Source organism: Longibacter sp. (genome assembly GCF_051155795.1).
Taxonomy (GTDB): domain Bacteria; phylum Bacteroidota; class Rhodothermia; order Rhodothermales; family Salinibacteraceae; genus Longibacter.
This window is the reverse complement of record NZ_DAXETW010000146.1, coordinates 1-18,727: the sequence shown is the minus strand read 5'-3', so window position 1 is coordinate 18,727 and position 18,727 is coordinate 1. Positions and strand designations below refer to the sequence as shown.

Genomic DNA, 18,727 nt, shown 5'->3' with positions numbered 1-18,727 from the left:
ATTGATACAGCCGACAAGCGAAGATAAGGGGAACGACGGCTCGATGTCGAGCGGCGATCGAATCCGTTCGACGGAACAGGGGAAAAAGAGAATGGGTTCGCATCTCCTGTCCATCGTCAACATATCGTGTCATAGGCTGCCGCGTCTGGTTCATGCGTATCGGAGATCTCGAATTTGGCGACCGCCCGCTTTTCCTCGCGCCGATGGAGGACGTGAGTGATCCGCCGTTCCGTATTCTCTGCAAGCGCTACGGTGCGGATATGCTGTACACCGAGTTCGTCTCGTCGTCCGGTTTGCTCCACGACGTAGAGGGCTCGCATCAGAAGCTTGAGATTTTCAATGAGGAGCGACCGATCGGCATTCAGGTGTGGGGCGGCGAGATCGACGAGGTCCGGCGCGCCACACCCATGGTGGACGCGGTCAACCCGGACGTGATCGACATCAACTTCGGATGCCCGGTCCGGAAGGTCGTGTCGAAGGACGGAGGCGCGGGCATCCTTCGGTGCGTGCCAAAGATGGAGAAAATCACCGAGGCGGTGATCGAGGAGGCCAGTCGGCCCGTGACGGTCAAGACGCGCCTCGGCTGGGATGAGGACTCGATTCAGATCGTCGACGTCGCGCGCATGCTCGAAGACGTGGGCATTGCCGCGCTAACCGTTCACGCGCGCACGCGGGAGCAACAGTACAAGGGAGAGGCACGCTGGAAGTGGCTGCGCAAAATCAAGGAAGAGGGGGTGCGCGACATCCCTCTCGTCGGAAACGGGGATGGACTTGACCCGGAGCGGATCGATAAGATGTTCGATGAAACCGGCGTCGATGCCGTCATGATCGGGAGAGGAGCGATCGGGAACCCGTGGATATTCCGCGATGCAAGGGTCTACATGGAAACGGGGGACATCCCGCCGCCGCCGTCCTGGGAGGAGCGCGTCCAGGTGGTGGCCGAGCATCTCTCCATGAAGTGCGAGTGGCTGGGCGAGCGGACCGGCGTCCTCGAGATGCGTAAGAACTACAGCGGATACTTCAAAGGCTTCCGCAACGCGTCGAAGCTGCGTCACCAGCTCATGCAGCCGGAATCGAAGGAGGGCGTGCTCGACGTCATGTTGAACTTCAAACCGGACGCACCGGACATTCAGATCCCGGCTGCTCGTCTGCCGGACCGTCCAACGAAAACGAAGAAGGCGTCCCTGCCCTCCGGAGACGGAGCGCCCGCATCAACGAAGGTCGATGCCGCTGCCGCCGGGCTTCCGACGTCCGACTGATGGCCGCCGGGTTTCCGACGTCCGACTGATGGCCGCCGGGGTTCCGACGTCCGACAGAGGGGCAGGTCATTCCATCGTGGATGTCTATGACGTTGGTTCCTCCGGTTACGGTCGGTTCACGTCTGGATACATGCCGGGCGGGCCGTTTTCGACCCCAACACGATCGTAACGGGGCGGGCGAACCAAGCGGTACGGAGGCTCAATTCACGTTGTCACAACGCGCAGCCGAACCCCTTCGTTTTCTGTGTTGATGACAACGCATATGCCATGAGCAGTGCTCAAGCCTCATCCTCGGATGTCCCCGTCGCGACCATAGCCAGCAACCCCGAAACGGCGGAGACGACGACGCCCGAGTCAAGGATGTCTTTCTCGTCCGCCCTCGTTGCCGGTCTTGGCGCCGGGGTGGTTTTTCTCGCGCTTGAGCTGCTGGCGAGCAGTCTCGGGGCCGGCACGCCGATGGGCCCTGCCCGCGCAACGATTAAGGACATCATCGGCCTGTCGCCGGGACAGTACACGACGGGTGGGCTCCTGGGCACGCTCGGCGTCCACTTCGGCCTTGCCCTCCTGACGACCACGGTTCTCGCTCGCATCGTTCATGCGTGGAAGACGTACGTGGCTGTTATCCTGGGCGGTGCATTCGGCGGCTTCCTGTACACAGCGAATGTGGTCCTGACCTGGACGGTGGCTGCCGGCGTGACCATTGGGGGCAACCTCTCGTTGATCGCAAACTACGTCATCTTCGGCGCGACGGCGGCAGCGATCTACAAGTACTGGCAGCACCGCAACGATGCGTAGGGCCCGGCCAGGGATGGGTCACGCGGGCGTTCCCGTCGCCCCGCGAGAATGTTCGTGGCGGCAAGCCCTGCGGCTTGTGAATGTCGCGGCCCCGTTCGTACCATGTGCCGTCCGTGCCCTCCCCGATCTACACCTGACGATCTGCGATGAGTGACGCTCCCCGGTACTGGACGCCTGCGTTTGTGGAGGCGTTCGTTCAGGCGATTAATTCGGACGACGCGTTTCAATCGACGGCCTCCGGCTTCTCCGACACGATCGAGCTTCGCTGCTTCGATACGCCGGACGGGGAAGACGTGGCGGCCGCGTACTCGTTCGACAACGGGAAAATCGTCGACGTCGACCTCTGGATCGACGACGCACCGTCGGACGATATGCGAAATGAGCCGTTCGACAAATCGGCGATGATGGCCCGCGCCTCCGCACCGTATAAGACGTGGGTCAAGATGGATAAGGGCGAGATGGGTGCGATGCAGGCGCTGACGTCTCCCGACTACAACATCGACGGGTCCACGATCAAGATCATGTCGAACATGGGCGTCTTTCGCGGCTTGAACGAAGTGGCGGCCAAGATTGAGAAGACGTATTAGGTGTGCCGGTGCGGGGAACCCCTCGTCGGGGAGTACGTCGATGGTCCCCACCAGCAGGCAACGGTTTTGAACGATGCCCGCGAAGCACCGGCCCCGTTTTCGCTGGTCCTTTTACTGAACGGTTCGACCCACGATGAGCGACGATTCCAGTCCAAACATCAACATTACGCGCGGCAGCCGCTCACGCCGCCGGACCTCGTCGAATGGCTCGAAGGCCTCTTCACAGTCCGGTTCGGGTGTTAGCTTCAGTGACGTCGCCACCGCCGCCGCGAATGGCGTGCGAAACGCCTGGCTGGCGGGCCTGGGTGCCCTTTCCTACGCGGAGAGCGTCGGCACGCAGGTATTCGACTCGCTGGTCGAAGAGGGGAAGACCTGGGAACGGTCCCGCCGTGAGACCCAGAAGGCGGTAAAGCGAAAGGTGGACGAGCTACGGAGCGGCGGCGAGGACGTGGCCCAGGCCGCGGAGAAGAAGGTCCGCTCGGAGGTGGACGATGCGATCAGCCGGATTGGCGTTCCGACGCAGTCCGATATGGAAACTCTCCGGTCTCAGGTCGACGATCTGAACGCGAAGATCGAGCGTCTTACCCGCGCGCTTGAAGAGAAGCAGAAAAACGAGGAAGACGCGTAGACGCTGGAGATATTCCGACTTGACTCGCAGGCGCCGGGCGATATCGATCGTCCCGGCGTCTTTGCTATGGCGGCGGCAGGATCCGAACCCGCCAGATGACGGCGTCAGGCCGCATCTACGTTGTCGTCGGAGGCTTCTGCCCGGGTGGGCGTCGGGGAGGGGGCGGCGTCGCCACGGCTCTGATTGAAGGACTCGACGATCTGCGCAAACTCGCGTTCGAATCCTTCCAGGATTGTCTCCGGGTCCGGGACCAGCCCGTCGTCACAGGCGATTCCGAGCCGGACTTCGCCGGCGTAGCTGAAGATGCTAATGCCAATCCCGATGTTACCGGCACGCGGCACCCAGGGCATGATGTGCTGGAGGCGTCGGCCTTTCATGTGAAGATGATTCCGCGGGCCCGGCACGTTCGTCAACACGGCGCTCGCCTTGCTGCTGAAGAGGCGGACGGCCTGCTCTTCGAGCTCCGTCGGGAAGTAGCCGAGAACCTCCAGAATGCCGAAGGCCGCCGCCGCTTCCGACGAGGCTTTGATCTCATCCATCTGGTGTTTGACGTTCATCACGCGCTCCGCCCGTTCGGAGAGCCCGATGGGCAGATCCACGTAGACCAGTCCAAACTGGTTGCCCAGCTCGAAGGCTTTCTCGATCGGTCGGAGGTTGACGGGGATCATCCCACGGATTGAAACGCCCTCGGTCGAATCCCCGTGCTCGTCGAGGTAATACCGGAGGGCACCGGCCACCGCCCCCAGCAGGACATCGTTGACCTTGGCGTCGATCGCGTGGGCGGTCTTCTTGACCACGTCAAGGTCGATGGGTCCAGACCACGCGGCGTTTTTCGCGACCCCGAGATCGCCCTTGATCCGGGTGTGGGAGTCGGCCCCGATGAGGGCGAGCTTCGACAGCGCGGCGCCGAGGCTCATCCCCTGCTTCGCCCGAAGCGTGATGCGGGAGGGATCGACCATTGCGTGCGCCCCCTCATTCAGCAGCAGACCGGCTGCATCGGCGGCCTTTTTCGCCGCATTTAGCGGAGCCCGAATCAATCCCGGGAGGCGGGACGACCGCTTCGTTTTCGGGAACCGGGAGGGATCGAAGTACTCGTCGGTGAGCGAGAGCAGCACCTGGACGAGGGCGATCCCGTCCGCGATGCAGTGGTGGATGCGCGCGATGATGGCGCTGCCGCCGGCGTAGTCCTCGATGAGCTCAAGGTGCCAGAGCGGCTTGTTGCGGTCCAGCGGCGTGCTCATGAGCTCGCTGACCCGCTCCTGCAGCTCGGCCTTGCCGGCATCGCCGGGCAGGGCTGCGCGCCGGACGTGCTGCGTCAGGTCGAAGTGCGGGTCGAGTTCCCACTGTTCGCCGCTGCTCGCAGATCGGATGCGCTGGCGAAAGCGCGTGAAGCCGACGAAGCGTTCCGCCACGATCTCCCGAAGCGTCGCCAGATCCATCGCATCCTCGAGCACGAGGACGGATGTGATCGTCATCAGATTTGTCGGCTCGTCCATGCGGAGCCATGCGGCATCGACGCCGGAGAGCGGTTCATAGTCTTTCATCGAACGCAGTCGTCCTGAAGCAAGTAGCAGGCAGAGAGCCGATGGGACACCAACTCATTCCTGGCGCGGTGAAGACGATTCACGCTCTCGTTCCCACCGTCAAGTGAAGAGAAAGGTAACACGCAGGAGGGACGGACACAATCGCCGCCCGCGACATCCCGATTGATCTTCCGGTGGATGGATACCGAAAACGAACGAGGAGCGGTGCGAGCGGTCCGCAGGTGCGGCAACCGACTCCCATCGCTCCTCTTCGATCCGCCGGGGCGTGTGGGGCTTACCGGCGTGGGGGGCTCTTCGTGTTTAGCGCTGTGTCATGAACATCCATGCTCAAAACGCGCGCCAAAAACGCGTAGACGTCGGATTGCTCCTCAATAATCTTCGACGTCGGCTTCCCACCACCGTGTCCCGCCTTCGTTTCCACTCGCAGTAAGACCGGTTCATCTCCGCCCTGTCCCTCCTGCAGCCGGGCTGCGAACTTGTAAGAGTGGGCCGGAACGACGCGGTCATCTGTGTCCGCAGTCGTGATGAGCGTCGCCGGGTACGCTTCACCGTCCTCTACATTGTGGAGCGGCGAGTATTCGTACAGGTACTCGAACTGCTCGGAGTCATCGGACGAGCCGTATTCCGGTACCCATGCCCAGCCGATGGTAAATTCGTGATACCGGAGCATGTCCAGCACACCCACCGCGACGATCGCTGCGCCGAACAGGTCCGGGTTCTGGATGAGGGAGGCGCCGGTCAAGAGGCCTCCGTTCGATCCGCCGGCGATGGCCAGCTTCTCGCTCGCGGTGTATCCTTCCTCGATCAGGTAACGTCCGGCTGCGGCAAAGTCGTCGAACACGTTTTGCTTGTTCTCAAGCATGCCCGCCTCGTGCCACGCCTGCCCGTACTCGCCGCCGCCCCGGAGGTTGGGGACGGCATACACGCCGCCCATCTCGAGCCAGGCAAGACGACCGACCGAAAATCGCGGCGTCAGGCTCACGTTGAAGCCGCCGTATCCGTACATGAGCGTCGGATTGGACCCGTCCATCGAGAGTCCTTTCCGGTGAACGATAAACATGGGCACCTCCGTGCCGTCCTCGCTCGTGTAAAACGACTGCTTCACGGTGTAGCGGTCGGCGTCGAAGCCCGGAATCTCCGGCTCGCGGAATACCTGTTCAGTCTCGTTGGAAAGAGAGCCGTGGAAGATCGTCGTCGGGTACGTGTAGGAGGCAAACCCGTAGTACACGTGATCGGACTCCGGAGAGGCCGTCATCTGCGTGATGCTTCCGATCGCGGGAAGCTCGATTTCGCGCTGCTGTGTGCCGTCGAGCGCGTGAACGGTCAGGCGCGCCTTGACATCGTCCAGCGCGTGGACGAGGAACCGGTCTCTGGCACGTTCCACGTCCTGAAGCACGGCATCGGATTCCGGAATGAGCGTCGTCATTCCCGTCTCCGGATTGCTGACGTCAAAGGCGACGAGGCGCTTGTTCGGGGCGTCGTCGTTCGTCAGCAGGAAGAAGGTGGACCCGTCGTTCCCGATGAACTCATAGCTCGCTTTCATTTCGTCGATGACCGGCTCGACAGTCGCATCGGGGTCCTGCAGGTCTTTCACGTACAGCAGGTTCTTCTCGGCCGTCCCCTTCCAGGCTGAGATCACGAGATACGTGCCGTCGTCGCTCACGTCGGCACCGAAGCCGATCTTCGGGTCGTCCGGCCGCTCAAAGACGAGGCGATCGTCGGATTGCGGGGTGCCGACTTCGTGGTAGAACAGCTTCATCCCTTTCGTTTGCGCCTCATAGGCTTCGCCTTCCGCGGGCTCGGGATAGCGCCCGTAGTAAAAGCCGGACCCGTCCGGCGCCCAGGTTGGCTCACTGAATTTGACCCACTTCAACTCTTCCTCAAGGTCGTTGCCCGTCTCCACGTCCCGTACTTTGATCGTGCGCCAGTCCGATCCGCTTTCACTTACGCCATAGGCGACCTGGTCTCCGTTCGGGCTCGGCACCATGGAGGACAGCGCGACCGTTCCGTCGTCGCTCCATTCGTTCGGGTCGAAGAGCACGGACGGCTCGTCGTCGCTTCCGGCACGCAGGGTCACGACGACCGGCTGATTCTGGAGGCCCTCGTTGCGTTCAAAAAAGAGCCGCTCATTGCGCCGCGTTGGGACGTCGTACTTCGGATAGTCGTACAACTCCGTCATCCGCTCCCGGATCACGTCGCGCGCCTCGATTTCTTCGAGGTACGAGAAGGTGACCTCGTTTTGCTTCTCGATCCAGGCCCGGGTGTCGTCGGAATCGAGGTCTTCGAGCCATCGATAGGGGTCCGGTACGTCGGTGCCGTGATACACGTCGACGGTGTCAACCTTGCGCGTATCCGGATAATCAAACGGCTGGCCCATCGAGGGGAGATGGATCCAGAGAGCGACGAGGAGGGTCAGCGAGAGAAATCGAGCCATGAACCTTAGATGCGTTGGGATCGGTGTCGGAGGGGGGACGTCGGCGTTTGGTCGGCCGTTCCGGTGGGACGGTGCCTGTGTCGTAAGCGGCCGGCTCTGCGTCACGGGTGGAGCGGCGGCTACAGTTCGTCGCCGCCGACGTGCTTTTTCTCGAAGGTATCCGCCCTGCGAAAGACGTCGTTTACAACCTGACGGATGTCGGCGGCCGTGGGACTCGGTGGCGTGTAGGCGGAATAAAAGATACGTACGCGTCCACCGCCGACCTCAAACATCTCGAATCCTCCGTGCGCCGGACCGTTCGTCAGAAGGGCGTCCCGCAGTAATGCGCGAGACGGGGCGGCCGTCGAGTCGTAGGCGATGGAGAACACCTCGTAGCCGCCCGGTCCGCCCAGTTCGTCTGAGGGCGTCGATGCAATCCATCCCAGCTGCGTACGGTTGCTGTCGGCCGACAGGATCAGGCGGTAGTCGCCGTCCGCATCGAGGGTGTAGTCCCACCCGATGTCGTTCAGCGCGGTTTCGATGTCCGAGTTGCCTGCCGTGTTAGCGTCGACGGCGGCCGGGGACGGCTCAGGAAGGGGTGGAAGACTTGCGATGCTATCGAGGGGAGCACGGAAGGAGACGCTGTCGAAGAAACGTCGAGCATCGGTGCTGTCCTGATTTGCATTCGCCTGTCCAACACCGGCCTGGTACAGCCGATTCCCGATGAGGTAGAATTGCCACGAGAACTGAATTCCCTGGCTGACGAACGTGACGCGACGCGCGGGATAGTCGCCGACGGAGAACGAATCCATTACGACCGTGTTGGTCTCCGCGCGATTGACGGCAATGCGCTCAAGGACGAACGTGAGGAGTGAGTCCGGATCTCTGGAACTGAGCTCCGCAGCGATAGGGGAGCCGGCCAGGAAATAGGCCTGTCTCTCCGCGTCTTCGTAGACGAGCATGTCGTTCGACCCGTCACTCTGTTGCGGTCGGTCGGGTTCTCCCGGAAAGCGGGCCTGGATGAGCCCTTCCGGGCCGGAAACGTACGTCCACGAGGCGTTGGATTGTGCGTTCGCGTCGGCCTCGGTGCCGGCGACATCGCGGTCACCTGTCTGTGCGAAGGCCGTGGTGGAGACTAAGAGGAGACAGAGAACGCTGCAGAGTATGTGCAGCGGGTGGAGAGAGGACATAGTGCGAGTACGGTCTAAACGAAGGGGGATGCCGCAAGGTAATCGACCGACCTCAGGAATGCCATGCCCGGGTGCGACGCCTCACGGATCCATATCTACCGATCGCATCCGGAAGAGGGCTTCGTCGAGTGCCCAGACCGCGGGCACGACCACGGCGAGTCCGATGAGGGACGCTATCGGCGCCCAGATGACGAGCCCCCCGACCACGCCCAGCACGCCGCCCAGGTATTTGATGTAGTTCAGCTGCTCGTTCGTTGTTCGCTTGAGCAGGTTCTCCAGCTGGCGCTCGTCGTAGGCCCGAACATTCTCCAGAACGATTCTCTGGATGTTGATGGATTCAACGAACCGGAGGACGAGCTGCGTCAGGAGGACCTCTATCTCGCCCGCACGGCGCTCGAGCTGCTCGGGAAGGCGGTCCAGGTAGGGCATCGCTTCGTCCAGGATGGGACCGACGGCTTCCGGAAGCTGAGCCACGGCTTCGTGGAGGCGTTTCTGGAAGGCGTCTTCTCCGACCGTTCGATAGACGCGCAAGGCGAGACCCGGAAGGCCTTCCCCGACGTTTTTTTCGATTTGCGCCTCCGTGAAATTGACGATGCGTTCGTGCACCTCCGGCGATGAGAGCACCTCCCGAAAATAGTCTTCCAGCAGTGACTTCAGTTCGGATCGGAACGCGGGGTCCTCGGTGACGTCCCGCGTGATCGACAGCGCCAGATCCCGGTACTGCGACGTCAGGTCGCTGTCGTGGATCTTCTCGATAATGATCTCCTCGTTGATGAGCTCGTCGGAGACGGCCTGCGCCAGTCGCCAGGCGACGCGCTCGCGCTGCGCCGGGATGACGCCCTGCCCGACGAGCGGCCGGGGCTGGCGTGGCTGGAAGAGCATCGTGAGGGCCAGCCAGTTCGTGAGGAAGCCGATCATGCCGCTCACGGAGGTAATCCGCAGGAGGCCTTCCACGACGATCGTATGGCCGAACACCGTGACGCGGGTATCTGGGAAGTCCCAGACGAAGGAAACGCCGAAGACCGCAAGCAGGACCCACGGAACGGCCCGCAGGATCGGGAGCCAGCGTGCGTAGCTTCCAGCCTGGCGCGGGGGCTCGTCTAGGGTCTCGTCGCCCTCATCGCCCGTCGGCATGTGCCGCTGCACCGTGGCCACAAGAAGCCGGCGTAGACGCCCGGTTCGCGTTGGGGGCGCGACCGGCACGGTCACGGACGAGTCGGAATCCTCTCCAGGCGTAGACGTCGATCGGCCCTCGTCCGCCGCCGGCCGGTTCGGTGCCGAAGATGTATCCTGGTTCGCCATGTACGGGAGACGAAAGCACAGAAGGGGACATCAATGCGATGCGGGTCGCTGGCTCGCTCCTACGACGGACCGTGGAATCCGCAACGTCGACCGCGTAACCCTGAACGCTGAACCTCCTCTAAAACACCTTTACGAGGGTCATATCGTCCAGGTATTTGTTCGGGTTATCCTGGAGATCCTTCAGCAGACGGTTGGCCTCGACGGCGGCGGAGTCAAGCCGGTTGTAGAGGCTCGGATCGTTGATGAGCCGTCCGGCCGTGCCGTTTCCATTGTTCAGCTTATCCGTGATCTCGCCCAGGTTGGTGGTCGACCGTTCGAGGTTGGACAGATTCCGGTCGAGCTTGTCGAGCGACCGGTTGAGGCGCGCCATGATTGTGCCCAGGTTGTTCTCCGAAAGCGAGTCCTCGGCGGCCTGCGTTTCGCCGGATAGACGTCGGAGGTCGGCGGTGACGGCTTCCAGGTTGGAGATCGTATTCCCGAGCGCATCTCCGTCCGTTGCCTGCTCCAGGTTACGGCTCGTTTGCTCGAGCGCGCTGATGAGCTGGTTCAGGTTGCTTGTGGGATTGCTGACCTTCTGGCTGAGGGCCTGCATCGCGATGCTGGCGTCGGTCAGCGTGGAGTCCGCGCGGGAGACGAGGCGTGGTCCGGCGTCCTTGAGCTGTCCGAGAATGTCGCCCTCCGGCGGGCCCGGTAACGTGGAGCCCGGCTCGATGGGCGGGTTGCTCGCAGGGCCGGGAGTGATCGCCAGCTTGACGCCGCTCAGCGCACTGAACCCGGACGCTTCCGCGTACGAGCCCTGCGGGACCTTTACGTCCTCCTCAATGCGGAAAACGACGCGAACGACCTGATCCGCCAGGTCGAGCCGCACGGTTTCGACCGTGCCAACGTTGACCCCTTTCATCTGAACGGGATTACCGGCCACGAGACCGCCGGCGTCCTGGAACTCCGTCTTCAGCACGTAGCTGCTTTTGAAGATCGGAACGTTCTGGAAAAACCGGAGTCCGGCGAAGAATACGATCGCCGCAATAACGATCGAGATGCCGACCTTAATTTCTTTGCTGTAAGTCATCCGGGGAGTCAGCGAGCGAAAGAGAGCGAAAAAGTGGGTCCGATGGCGCGAAGAGGGCTGAGGGACCGATGCTACGCCTGTCCGCGCTGGGTCGCCGTGGCGCGAAGGGGGTCGCCGACGTGGTACTCGTTGGCCTTGACGAACCGATCGAGCGTTTCATCCGGCTGGCTGTGAATGTCGTCGACGGGCCCGACCCAGTGTAGGTGGCAATTGTGCAGGAACGCGGCCCGGTCGGCGATGGAAAACACGGAGTGCATGTCGTGCGTCACGACGACGCTGGTCACGCTGAGCTCCTCCGACAGCTGACTGATTAGCTCGTCGATGGTGTTCGACGTTTCAGGGTCGAGGCCGCTCGTGGGCTCGTCGTATAGCATATAACGGGGCTCGAGGGCAATGGCGCGCGCCAGGGCGACGCGCTTCCGCATTCCGCCGGACAACTCCGACGGTTTCTTGGGGCCGACGTCCGACAGCCGGACGAGATCCAGGCATTCATGAACGCGATCGCGGATGGCGTCGTCCGACATCGTCGTAAAGTACTCGAGCGGGAAGGCGATATTTTCGAACGACGTCATCGAGTCGAACAGCGCGCCCCCCTGAAACAGTACCCCGAATTGCTGCCGGATCTCGCGAAGCTCCTCGTAGGGAATCTCGCCGATGTCCACGTCATCGACGAGTACGCGACCCTGGTCGGGGTTTAGCAGGCCGACCAGGTGCTTCATCAGCACGCTTTTGCCGGAACCGGAGCGTCCGATAATGGCGATAGTCTCGCCATCCTCGATCTCCAGGTCGACCTCTTTGAGCACGTCGAGGTCGCCAAAGCTCTTATGTAAGTTATCGACCTGAATCATTCGGGGCGGGTACGAGCGGGGAAAAGCGGCGCGAGGGTCAGAGCAGTGTGACGGCGAGCAGGAGATCGGCAATCAGGATGAAGACGCAGCTTTGCACAGCGGCTTCGGTGGTCGAGTCACCTACCCCTTCGGCTCCGCCGGTGGTGTAGTATCCTTTGTAGCACGCGACGGACGTGATAATGAACCCGAAGGTGAAGGACTTAATGAGGCCGAAGAAGGGATCGAACGGCTTGAAGAACTGCCGGGCGCCGTCGATAAACTCCTGTGCGCTGAGAAAGCCCCCTGCCGAACCGATCATCACGCCGCCTCCGATGCCGATCAGGCATGCGGCGACGTAGAGCACGGGAAACATGATGATGCCGGCCAGGACGCGAGGAAGGATGAGGAAGCTGATGGAGTTGAGCCCCATCGCCTCCAGGGCGTCGATCTGTTCCGATACGCGCATCGTGCCCAGCTCGGCGGCAATCCGGGCACCGACACGGCCGGCGAGGATGAACCCCGTAATCACGGCTGCGAGCTCAAGCATCATCGACGGGACGACGATCGAGCCGATGATCGTGTTAGGGATGAACGACGTTTCGAGCTGATACGCCGTCTGCACCGTCAGCACGGCACCGGAGAACGCTGCCGCCAGCGCGGTGATGGGCAGCGAGTCGATCCCGATGCGCACCATCTGCGTGACCAGGTTCCCCCAGTAGGTGCGAACCTCATCCAACGAGGTAAATGCGCGGGTAAGCAGCAGGATGTACCGCCCGAGCGTGTAGAACGGGGCGAGAAGACGGTCGGCCACCGGACGCGGGTCGTTGAGAGTCAGATCGCGGAAAAGAAGCACGCGTGCATCCTTGCGTGACATCGAACAACGTACAGGTTAGCACGGACGGCGTGTCCGTTCTCTCCCGTGAATACGTTGCAAAGGAGGGCGGATCCGCCCCGTCACATGTTACAATCGTACGTCTTCGCACAGCCGAGCGACACAACGTTGACAGATCTGATGCGTACCGTCGATGTGCTTCCGGGCCCGATGCGCGATACTTAAACGTGCATTACATTTTGAGCCAACCGGCCGACCAGCACGTAAGTTCGCGGCCTGTGTTGATGCGGGTCGCCGTCCGTCTATTTTGATCCCCACTGTGCCGACCATGGCCAAGAAGTCGATTCTCTACGTCTGTCAGGAATGCGGGCACGAAGCACACAAGTGGATGGGCAAGTGTCCGGGCTGCGGCGCCTGGAATACGATGGTGGAGGAGACGCCGAAGTCGGCGGTGAAGGCCCGCGTGCCGAAAGGATCGTCGAAGAAGAAATCATCCTCCGGGTCCAATGGGTCGCGCGGAGGATGGGGGGCGAACCGGACAACGAATGCCGACATTAAGCGCCTCACGGAGATCGAGCTGACGGAGGAGGCGCGGCTCCGGACGGGCATCGTGGAATTCGACCGCGTGATGGGCGGGGGGATCATGCAGGGCTCGTTCAGCCTGATCGCGGGCGACCCGGGCATCGGCAAATCGACGCTGATGACGGAAATGGGCCGGTACCTGCCCGAGCACACAATCTTGTATGTCACGGGGGAAGAATCAAAGCGTCAGGTCAAGCTGCGCGCGCAGCGGCTCGGCGTCGATTCTGACAACCTACTGCTGCTCTCGGAGACGAACGTGGAAGAGATCAGCGGGGCGGTCGAAGACGTGGAGCCGGACATCCTGATCGTCGACTCGATCCAGACGATCTACCGACCGGACCTGTCGAGTGCCCCGGGGTCGGTCAGCCAGGTTCGGGAAAGTACGGCTTCGCTCCTTAAGATTACGAAAGAGCTTGAGTTTTCCACGTTTCTGGTCGGGCACGTGACGAAGAAGGGGACGATTGCCGGCCCCAGGGTCCTGGAGCACATGGTGGACACGGTTCTCTATTTCGAAGGGGATCGGCACCACGCCTACCGAATCCTTCGCTCGGTCAAGAACCGCTTCGGGGCGGCAAATGAGATCGGTGTCTTCGAGATGCGCGAGTCCGGCCTCCGGGAGGTGCAGAATCCGAGCGAGATTTTTCTCTCCGAACGTGGATACGGCGTGAGCGGGTCGACGGTCGTCTGTTCGATGGAAGGCACGCGGCCGGTGCTCGTCGAAATCCAGTCGCTCGTCACGCCCAGCAGCTACGGCACGCCCCAGCGCACCGCGACGGGATTCGAGTACAAACGGCTCCAGATGATCCTTGCCGTACTGGAAAAGCGGTCCGGTCTCGCGTTCAGCGACTACGACGTGTTCGTCAACGTGGCTGGCGGCGTCAAGCTCGACGAACCGGCCGTCGACCTCGGTGTGGCCGTCGCGGCAGCGTCCAGCTTCCGGGACGTCCCAACCGACACCGGCAGCGTTCTGATCGGAGAGGTCGGCCTCGGCGGAGAAATACGAACCGTCAGTCAGGTAGAGCCGCGGCTGAAAGAAGCGGCCAAGCTCGGTTTTGAGCGAGCCGTCATTCCCCAGAATAACCTGGATCGCATCACGGTTGACCTCGACATCTCTATCACCGGTGCAAAAACACTTCGGGATGTGGTAGACATGGTCTTGTAGGCAGACCGTCCCGCGATCTATCGCTCGTGTGTTTCGCTTCGCCCACAGATTCGCGGTGGAGAAATATTAACGATCTGTAGAACGAAGTCGTAATCAGGGCTGTGTATCAAACATCTATCGAAGCCGTGCCGTTGTTTCCTGACCATTCCCTGAAGGTCGGCGTGGACAGCACCAGCACGTGACGGCCTGCCGTGGATGGCGACCGAGTTATTCTGTTGAAACGGCTGCCAGGTGTATGATCCACAACAAGGACAGCCTCGAGCCCGGCGTATCATGCGGCCAGAGCGCGTGGTGCGAAACCGAAGGGGCCTACATCCGCCACCTCGGACCGGGCGTGGGTGAGATTCGGCTGCGGCCGTACGTCGACCTCTCGGCCAGCGATGCCGAGATGATTATTCGGACGATCGAGAGCATGCAGGCGTCGTGCGTTCTCATGGACCATCGCGCGCCGCACTCCTTCTCGTTTCAGGCGCAGATGGCGTTCTTCCACCAGAAAACGACGCATACGCTTGCGCTCTGGGTCGACATGCGCGAGCCGTGCGTGGCGGCAGCCTCGCACATGGCCATGATCCTCCGACCGACCTGCAGGGCGCGACTCTTCTACACGCGAGAACAGGCATCGGACTGGTTACACGCGGAGTGCAAGGGGTGACGCAGGACGGGGAGAGATTTCGGCGCGTCACGCTGTCGGCGTTGCTGCCACCGCTTCGACGATGTGGCGCATCACGCCCGGTATACGATCGCCCGGGGAGGTCTCTTCCACAGGGAATGCACCTTGCACGCATTGAATTACGAAGTGTCGAAGGCTGCGAATGAAACGGCGTACGACAGATGACGGTTACAGATCTCAACGATCTATTCATCGAGCAGGTACGCGATCTCTACAATGCAGAAACACAGGTCAGAAGAGCATACGAAAACTGGACGGATGCGGCACAGTCGGAGCAACTCAAGACGGTGTTCGCCGAGCGGATTGAGCAGGCGTCCCGGCACATCAATCGGTTGCAGCAGATCTGCAATGCGATGAACGTCGACCCATCTGGCGAGAAATGCCATGGGATGGAGGGCCTGCTGGAAGAGGGAAATGAATACATAGACGACTCCGAGCCCACCGCGGTTCGCGACGCGGGACTGATCGCCAACGCTCAACGCGTAGAGCATTACGGGCTGGCCGGGTACGGCTGCGCGCAGACCTATGCAGCACGCCTCGGTATGGACGAAGCGGCGCAGGCAATTGAGAACAACGTTGACGAGAGCGCGGAAATGGATCAGCGAATGACGAACCTTGCGACAGGCCTGCTGAATCCGAAGGCTGAAACCGCAAACGCGTAAGAACATCGCCCGGCTCAACCCGGTCGCTTGAAACACCACGTGTCCGAACGATCTTCGCCCCTCTCGACCCGCCCAGCGGCGCCGAGAGGGGCCGTTTTTCGGTTCCAACGCCGCGCTCTAACCACTCCAACATCTCAACACCCCAACACCTCACCCTCCAACGCTCACGCGGCCGAGCTTCGGAATGACGTCCCGCCCGAGACGCTGAACTTCCTCGAGCATCGGGGAGCACTGAAGCAGGACGAGGTCCAGGCCCACATCGGCGTACTCCGCCAGTCGGTCCACGATCTGGTCCGGCGTGCCCACAAGATCGGGGCGCAGGCCTCGGTTTGAGACCGAGTAGTCCTTGAGATCGACCTCGGAGTCGACCTTCGAGTTCTCCACGAAGTCGTCGTAGCTGTCGTAGCCCTCCGACTCGTAGTCGACCGTGGTGATGCGGTCCAGTTCGGCCATCGCTTCGTCCTCCGAGTCGCGGCAGATGACGTACGCTGCCATTCCGAACTGCATATCGTCCGGGTCGTGGCCGGCGTTCGCACGTCGCTCGCGCATATCTTCGACGTCGCCAGCGATTTTGTCCGGTGATCCACCGTGCATGAGGTAGTGGTCGCAGTGACGGGCGATCATGGTTCGCCCCTCTTCTGAGCCGCCGCCGGCGTAAATCGGCACGCCTCGGTCCTGCACCGGTTTCGGTTCGAGGATAGCGTCCTCGATCGTGTAAAAGTCGCCATCGTACGAAAAGGAATCGTTCGCCCACATGCCGCGGAGGATCTCCACGAACTCCGTTGACCGGGCGTACCGGTCACTGTGCTCGAGCCAGTCGCCCACGTACATCTTCATTTCCTCCTCCCACCAGGCAGACACGAGGTTGATCTCGAAGCGGCCGCCGCTGATGTGATCGATGTTGGCCGCCATTTTGGCTGTCACGGCCGGCTCGCGGAAGCCCGGGCGAATCGCCGACATCAGCCGGATGTTCTCGGTCACGGCCGCAAGGGCGGACGTTGTCGTCCAGCACTCCAGACTCGGGGCGCGGATGCCTTTGATGTCATTCAGGTTCAACTCGGCGATCAGAATCGTCGAGAACCCGGCATCATCGGCGGCCTGTGCGACCTTCTTGTTGTAGGCAAAGGTCGGAGGCATGCCTTCGTCCGACACGTTGCGAAGCCAGCCGCCAAAGATGGGAAGCCAGATACCGAGATCGATCATTGCGATTGCGAAATGCTAATTGCGAAATGCGAAATGCGAAATGTAGGGTGAGCGCATGCTTCTATGCTGCGACCTGGAGTTCCTGGCCGAGGAATTGAGCCACGGCGTCCCAGGCGCTTTGCTCGGCGGCTGACTCGATCTCCGGGTTGTAGTTGGTTGTGCCGTTTACGTCGTACGTCCAGCAGCGTCCCTCGACGTCTTCGATGAACTCGACGCCGGCAACGTCGATGTGCTCGGCCGCGAGGAAGCGCTCGTACTGCGCGACGAGACGAGCGGGCAGCTCTGTGCGAAGGTCGAACAGGCTGTTGTCCCCGTCGATGGTGCAGGTTTCTTCGGTTCGGCAGGCCTCCGCCGGGCACAGCTCGAAGCCCTCGCGTGTGTCGGCAGTGAGCGCGTATACGAGCGTGCCGCCGACGAACTCACAGCGCGTGATCTGCGGCTCCGCTGCCTCGATGTACTGCTGTAGGAGCGTGATGTGGTCGGGCGAGGGAATGAAGTCGTCCGACCGAGCGTATGCAGCGAACGCGTCGTGCGTGTTAAAGAGCTGCACGCCAAGTCCTTTTCCTCCCCGGTTGTGCTTCGTCACGAAGGGGGGCGGCACGTCGGAGGCCGCTTCGATCAGGGCATCGGCGCCTCCGGCGACGGCACGTGTGGCCGGGACTCGGACGCCGGCCGCTGCCAGCGCCTGGTACTGCCGCACCTTGCTCATTTCCAGCTCGAATGCCGGTAACCCGTTCACGACGCGCCGCCCATGCCGTCGGAGCCACGCGAGGATCTGCCGGGTGTGACTGACGCTGGACGTATGGCCGCGTGTGTGTGAGGACGCGCTCATGCGGTTGAAGAACACGCCGTCCGGCGGAGCGTCCAGCACATCGAAATGGCCTTCATGGACGAACCACTCGTCGAATGGAACGCCGTGGCGGTCGAGCGCATCGCGCAGCGACGGCAGCCAGTCGTCGTTCTCGTGGATGATGGTAACGTTCACAGCGAGACGGGAGAGTCGGAAGAAGGAAAAAATAGAAACGCCCTCGCGGCACGAACCGGGAGGGCTACAGGTGAAGCGAAACATCAGGTCGAAGGACGTTGCCGCGGCCGGGTCGTTACAGCAAAGACCGAAGCGCGCGACAACAGCACATCATGAGGATACAGACCGTTACCGGAAGGGCACCGAGGCGTGTGGACTTTCTGTTCACGCGAACCACACAAAGTCCGGCTGGTTCCGATGCGCGTTGACGTAACGCGCGGGGCAGGGCGACCTTGCAACCGACGACCAGCATCGGTAGCTTCTACGCGAATGAATACCCAAACTTCTTCGTGTGTTTCCACATCTCGAATGATGACACCCCGTCTCCGTTTTTCCAGTTCGCGCGCCGGCGTCTTCCTTATCGTTTCGATTCTTTTTGTCATCAACGGCTGCACGAACACCGCGAACACGCGGGTCGATGGAGAAAAAGACTACAGCTACACGCAGTTCATCGATCGGCTTCTCGTCGTGGAGCGGTTCCCGGAAGAAATGGAGGACATGTCGTCGGCGATGACGGAACAGATGCACCGTCGGTTTTCCGCTCACAACCGGTCGGTGAGAACGCTTTACCTACCCGTGACGGACAGCACGGCGCTGGACTCTGCCGCCGTCCGATCGCGGTCGCTCCAGGCGGCCCGAGACGAGGAGGCGACGCAGGTTCTCATCCTGGGCATGCTGGATGCAGACGTGGTCATGTCGTCCGTCGGTGACTTCATGCAGTCGTACAACACCTACGAGTTTACGGCATCCGTTTACGATGTCAAGTCGGGCGACAGGGTGTTCGTCGGCACGTTCGATACACATGCGCAGGGCGGCGCGGGTGACGGGAATCGCTTCGGACGGGGCATTGGCGACGACATCGTCGACGCCCTGGTCGAGTATTCACTTCTGCCGCACACAATGATGGAGTAGACCCGCCGCCTGTTGAACGTCCGTCGCGATCGGGATGCGTCCCGAGCACGGAGTCGACAGGTTCGA

General features: G+C 61.8%; 17 protein-coding genes. 8 read left to right on the top strand and 9 right to left on the bottom strand.

Going from position 1 to position 18,727, the window contains the following annotated elements; genetic code table 11:
* Positions 1-152 precede the first annotated feature (152 nt).
* The 4 genes from dusB to ACFCU0_RS14005 all read left to right on the top strand — a co-directional run bounded on the left by dusB (position 153) and on the right by ACFCU0_RS14005 (position 3,269).
* Complete coding sequence (dusB, locus tag ACFCU0_RS14020; protein ID WP_434974305.1) at positions 153-1,259, top strand: tRNA dihydrouridine synthase DusB; 1,107 nt, start codon at positions 153-155, stop codon at positions 1,257-1,259.
* A 360-nt stretch (positions 1,260-1,619) separates the two neighbouring features.
* Positions 1,620-2,054: a hypothetical protein gene (locus tag ACFCU0_RS14015; protein WP_434974304.1), complete on the top strand. Its 435-nt coding sequence runs from the start codon at positions 1,620-1,622 to the stop codon at positions 2,052-2,054.
* Between the two features lie 146 nt (positions 2,055-2,200).
* Positions 2,201-2,641 carry a hypothetical protein gene (locus ACFCU0_RS14010; RefSeq protein ID WP_434974303.1) on the top strand — a complete coding sequence of 147 codons (441 nt, stop codon included), beginning with the start codon at positions 2,201-2,203 and terminating at the stop codon, positions 2,639-2,641.
* A 133-nt stretch (positions 2,642-2,774) separates the two neighbouring features.
* Positions 2,775-3,269 (top strand): phasin family protein, encoded by a 495-nt coding sequence (locus ACFCU0_RS14005; protein WP_434974302.1) that lies wholly within the window; start codon positions 2,775-2,777, stop codon positions 3,267-3,269.
* Between the two features lie 104 nt (positions 3,270-3,373).
* Here ACFCU0_RS14005 and ACFCU0_RS14000 read toward each other — a convergent pair whose 3' ends face one another.
* The 7 genes from ACFCU0_RS14000 to ACFCU0_RS13970 form a co-directional block, all read right to left on the bottom strand.
* Positions 3,374-4,813, bottom strand: coding sequence for a wax ester/triacylglycerol synthase family O-acyltransferase (locus ACFCU0_RS14000; RefSeq protein ID WP_434974301.1), 1,440 nt, complete (start codon positions 4,811-4,813; stop codon positions 3,374-3,376).
* Between the two features lie 274 nt (positions 4,814-5,087).
* Positions 5,088-7,247 (bottom strand): prolyl oligopeptidase family serine peptidase, encoded by a 2,160-nt coding sequence (locus tag ACFCU0_RS13995; protein ID WP_434974300.1) that lies wholly within the window; start codon positions 7,245-7,247, stop codon positions 5,088-5,090.
* Between the two features lie 119 nt (positions 7,248-7,366).
* On the bottom strand, positions 7,367-8,416 hold the full coding sequence (locus ACFCU0_RS13990) for a hypothetical protein (RefSeq protein ID WP_434974299.1): 1,050 nt from the start codon (positions 8,414-8,416) through the stop codon (positions 7,367-7,369).
* 81 nt (positions 8,417-8,497) lie between these two features.
* A complete protein-coding gene (locus ACFCU0_RS13985; protein WP_434974298.1) occupies positions 8,498-9,718 on the bottom strand; it encodes a DUF445 domain-containing protein in 1,221 nt (406 codons plus the stop codon).
* Between the two features lie 118 nt (positions 9,719-9,836).
* On the bottom strand, positions 9,837-10,787 hold the full coding sequence (locus ACFCU0_RS13980) for an MlaD family protein (RefSeq protein WP_434974297.1): 951 nt from the start codon (positions 10,785-10,787) through the stop codon (positions 9,837-9,839).
* A 71-nt stretch (positions 10,788-10,858) separates the two neighbouring features.
* Positions 10,859-11,635 carry an ABC transporter ATP-binding protein gene (locus ACFCU0_RS13975; RefSeq protein ID WP_434974296.1) on the bottom strand — a complete coding sequence of 259 codons (777 nt, stop codon included), beginning with the start codon at positions 11,633-11,635 and terminating at the stop codon, positions 10,859-10,861.
* A 37-nt stretch (positions 11,636-11,672) separates the two neighbouring features.
* Positions 11,673-12,488 carry an MlaE family ABC transporter permease gene (locus ACFCU0_RS13970; protein ID WP_434974295.1) on the bottom strand — a complete coding sequence of 272 codons (816 nt, stop codon included), beginning with the start codon at positions 12,486-12,488 and terminating at the stop codon, positions 11,673-11,675.
* 286 nt (positions 12,489-12,774) lie between these two features.
* Here ACFCU0_RS13970 and radA point away from each other — a divergent pair, with 286 nt between their 5' ends.
* From radA to ACFCU0_RS13955, 3 genes are all read left to right on the top strand, one after another.
* Positions 12,775-14,190 (top strand): DNA repair protein RadA, encoded by a 1,416-nt coding sequence (gene radA, locus ACFCU0_RS13965; RefSeq protein ID WP_434974294.1) that lies wholly within the window; start codon positions 12,775-12,777, stop codon positions 14,188-14,190.
* 235 nt (positions 14,191-14,425) lie between these two features.
* Positions 14,426-14,842 (top strand): hypothetical protein, encoded by a 417-nt coding sequence (locus tag ACFCU0_RS13960; protein ID WP_434974293.1) that lies wholly within the window; start codon positions 14,426-14,428, stop codon positions 14,840-14,842.
* Positions 14,843-15,021: 179 nt separating this feature from the next.
* On the top strand, positions 15,022-15,522 hold the full coding sequence (locus tag ACFCU0_RS13955; protein ID WP_434974292.1) for a ferritin-like domain-containing protein: 501 nt from the start codon (positions 15,022-15,024) through the stop codon (positions 15,520-15,522).
* Between the two features lie 150 nt (positions 15,523-15,672).
* On the opposite strand, the gene ACFCU0_RS13950 is transcribed toward ACFCU0_RS13955, so the two are convergent.
* Together ACFCU0_RS13950 and ACFCU0_RS13945 are read right to left on the bottom strand one after the other, a co-directional pair.
* On the bottom strand, positions 15,673-16,722 hold the full coding sequence (locus ACFCU0_RS13950; RefSeq protein WP_434974327.1) for an LLM class flavin-dependent oxidoreductase: 1,050 nt from the start codon (positions 16,720-16,722) through the stop codon (positions 15,673-15,675).
* Between the two features lie 64 nt (positions 16,723-16,786).
* Positions 16,787-17,710, bottom strand: coding sequence for an ATP-grasp domain-containing protein (locus ACFCU0_RS13945; protein ID WP_434974291.1), 924 nt, complete (start codon positions 17,708-17,710; stop codon positions 16,787-16,789).
* A gap of 348 nt (positions 17,711-18,058) precedes the next feature.
* Between ACFCU0_RS13945 and ACFCU0_RS13940 the strand changes: the two genes are divergently transcribed.
* Positions 18,059-18,661, top strand: a complete 603-nt coding sequence (locus tag ACFCU0_RS13940; RefSeq protein WP_434974290.1) for a hypothetical protein — start codon at positions 18,059-18,061, stop codon at positions 18,659-18,661.
* The last annotated feature ends 66 nt before the right edge of the window (positions 18,662-18,727 follow it).

What these genes read in the sequence shown, in the direction of transcription:
- ACFCU0_RS13960 (WP_434974293.1), top strand. Translation starts at nt 14,426, where the DNA reads ATGATCCACAACAAGGACAGCCTCGAGCCCGGCGTATCATGCGGCCAG.
- ACFCU0_RS13975 (WP_434974296.1), bottom strand. Translation starts at nt 11,635, where the DNA reads ATGATTCAGGTCGATAACTTACATAAGAGCTTTGGCGACCTCGACGTG.
- radA (WP_434974294.1), top strand. Translation starts at nt 12,775, where the DNA reads ATGGCCAAGAAGTCGATTCTCTACGTCTGTCAGGAATGCGGGCACGAA.
- ACFCU0_RS13940 (WP_434974290.1), top strand. Translation starts at nt 18,059, where the DNA reads ATGATGACACCCCGTCTCCGTTTTTCCAGTTCGCGCGCCGGCGTCTTC.
- ACFCU0_RS13985 (WP_434974298.1), bottom strand. Translation starts at nt 9,718, where the DNA reads ATGGCGAACCAGGATACATCTTCGGCACCGAACCGGCCGGCGGCGGAC.
- dusB (WP_434974305.1), top strand. Translation starts at nt 153, where the DNA reads ATGCGTATCGGAGATCTCGAATTTGGCGACCGCCCGCTTTTCCTCGCG.
- ACFCU0_RS13955 (WP_434974292.1), top strand. Translation starts at nt 15,022, where the DNA reads ATGACGGTTACAGATCTCAACGATCTATTCATCGAGCAGGTACGCGAT.
- ACFCU0_RS14000 (WP_434974301.1), bottom strand. Translation starts at nt 4,813, where the DNA reads ATGAAAGACTATGAACCGCTCTCCGGCGTCGATGCCGCATGGCTCCGC.
- ACFCU0_RS14005 (WP_434974302.1), top strand. Translation starts at nt 2,775, where the DNA reads ATGAGCGACGATTCCAGTCCAAACATCAACATTACGCGCGGCAGCCGC.
- ACFCU0_RS13990 (WP_434974299.1), bottom strand. Translation starts at nt 8,416, where the DNA reads ATGTCCTCTCTCCACCCGCTGCACATACTCTGCAGCGTTCTCTGTCTC.
- ACFCU0_RS14015 (WP_434974304.1), top strand. Translation starts at nt 1,620, where the DNA reads ATGTCTTTCTCGTCCGCCCTCGTTGCCGGTCTTGGCGCCGGGGTGGTT.
- ACFCU0_RS13995 (WP_434974300.1), bottom strand. Translation starts at nt 7,247, where the DNA reads ATGGCTCGATTTCTCTCGCTGACCCTCCTCGTCGCTCTCTGGATCCAT.
- ACFCU0_RS13970 (WP_434974295.1), bottom strand. Translation starts at nt 12,488, where the DNA reads ATGTCACGCAAGGATGCACGCGTGCTTCTTTTCCGCGATCTGACTCTC.
- ACFCU0_RS14010 (WP_434974303.1), top strand. Translation starts at nt 2,201, where the DNA reads ATGAGTGACGCTCCCCGGTACTGGACGCCTGCGTTTGTGGAGGCGTTC.
- ACFCU0_RS13980 (WP_434974297.1), bottom strand. Translation starts at nt 10,787, where the DNA reads ATGACTTACAGCAAAGAAATTAAGGTCGGCATCTCGATCGTTATTGCG.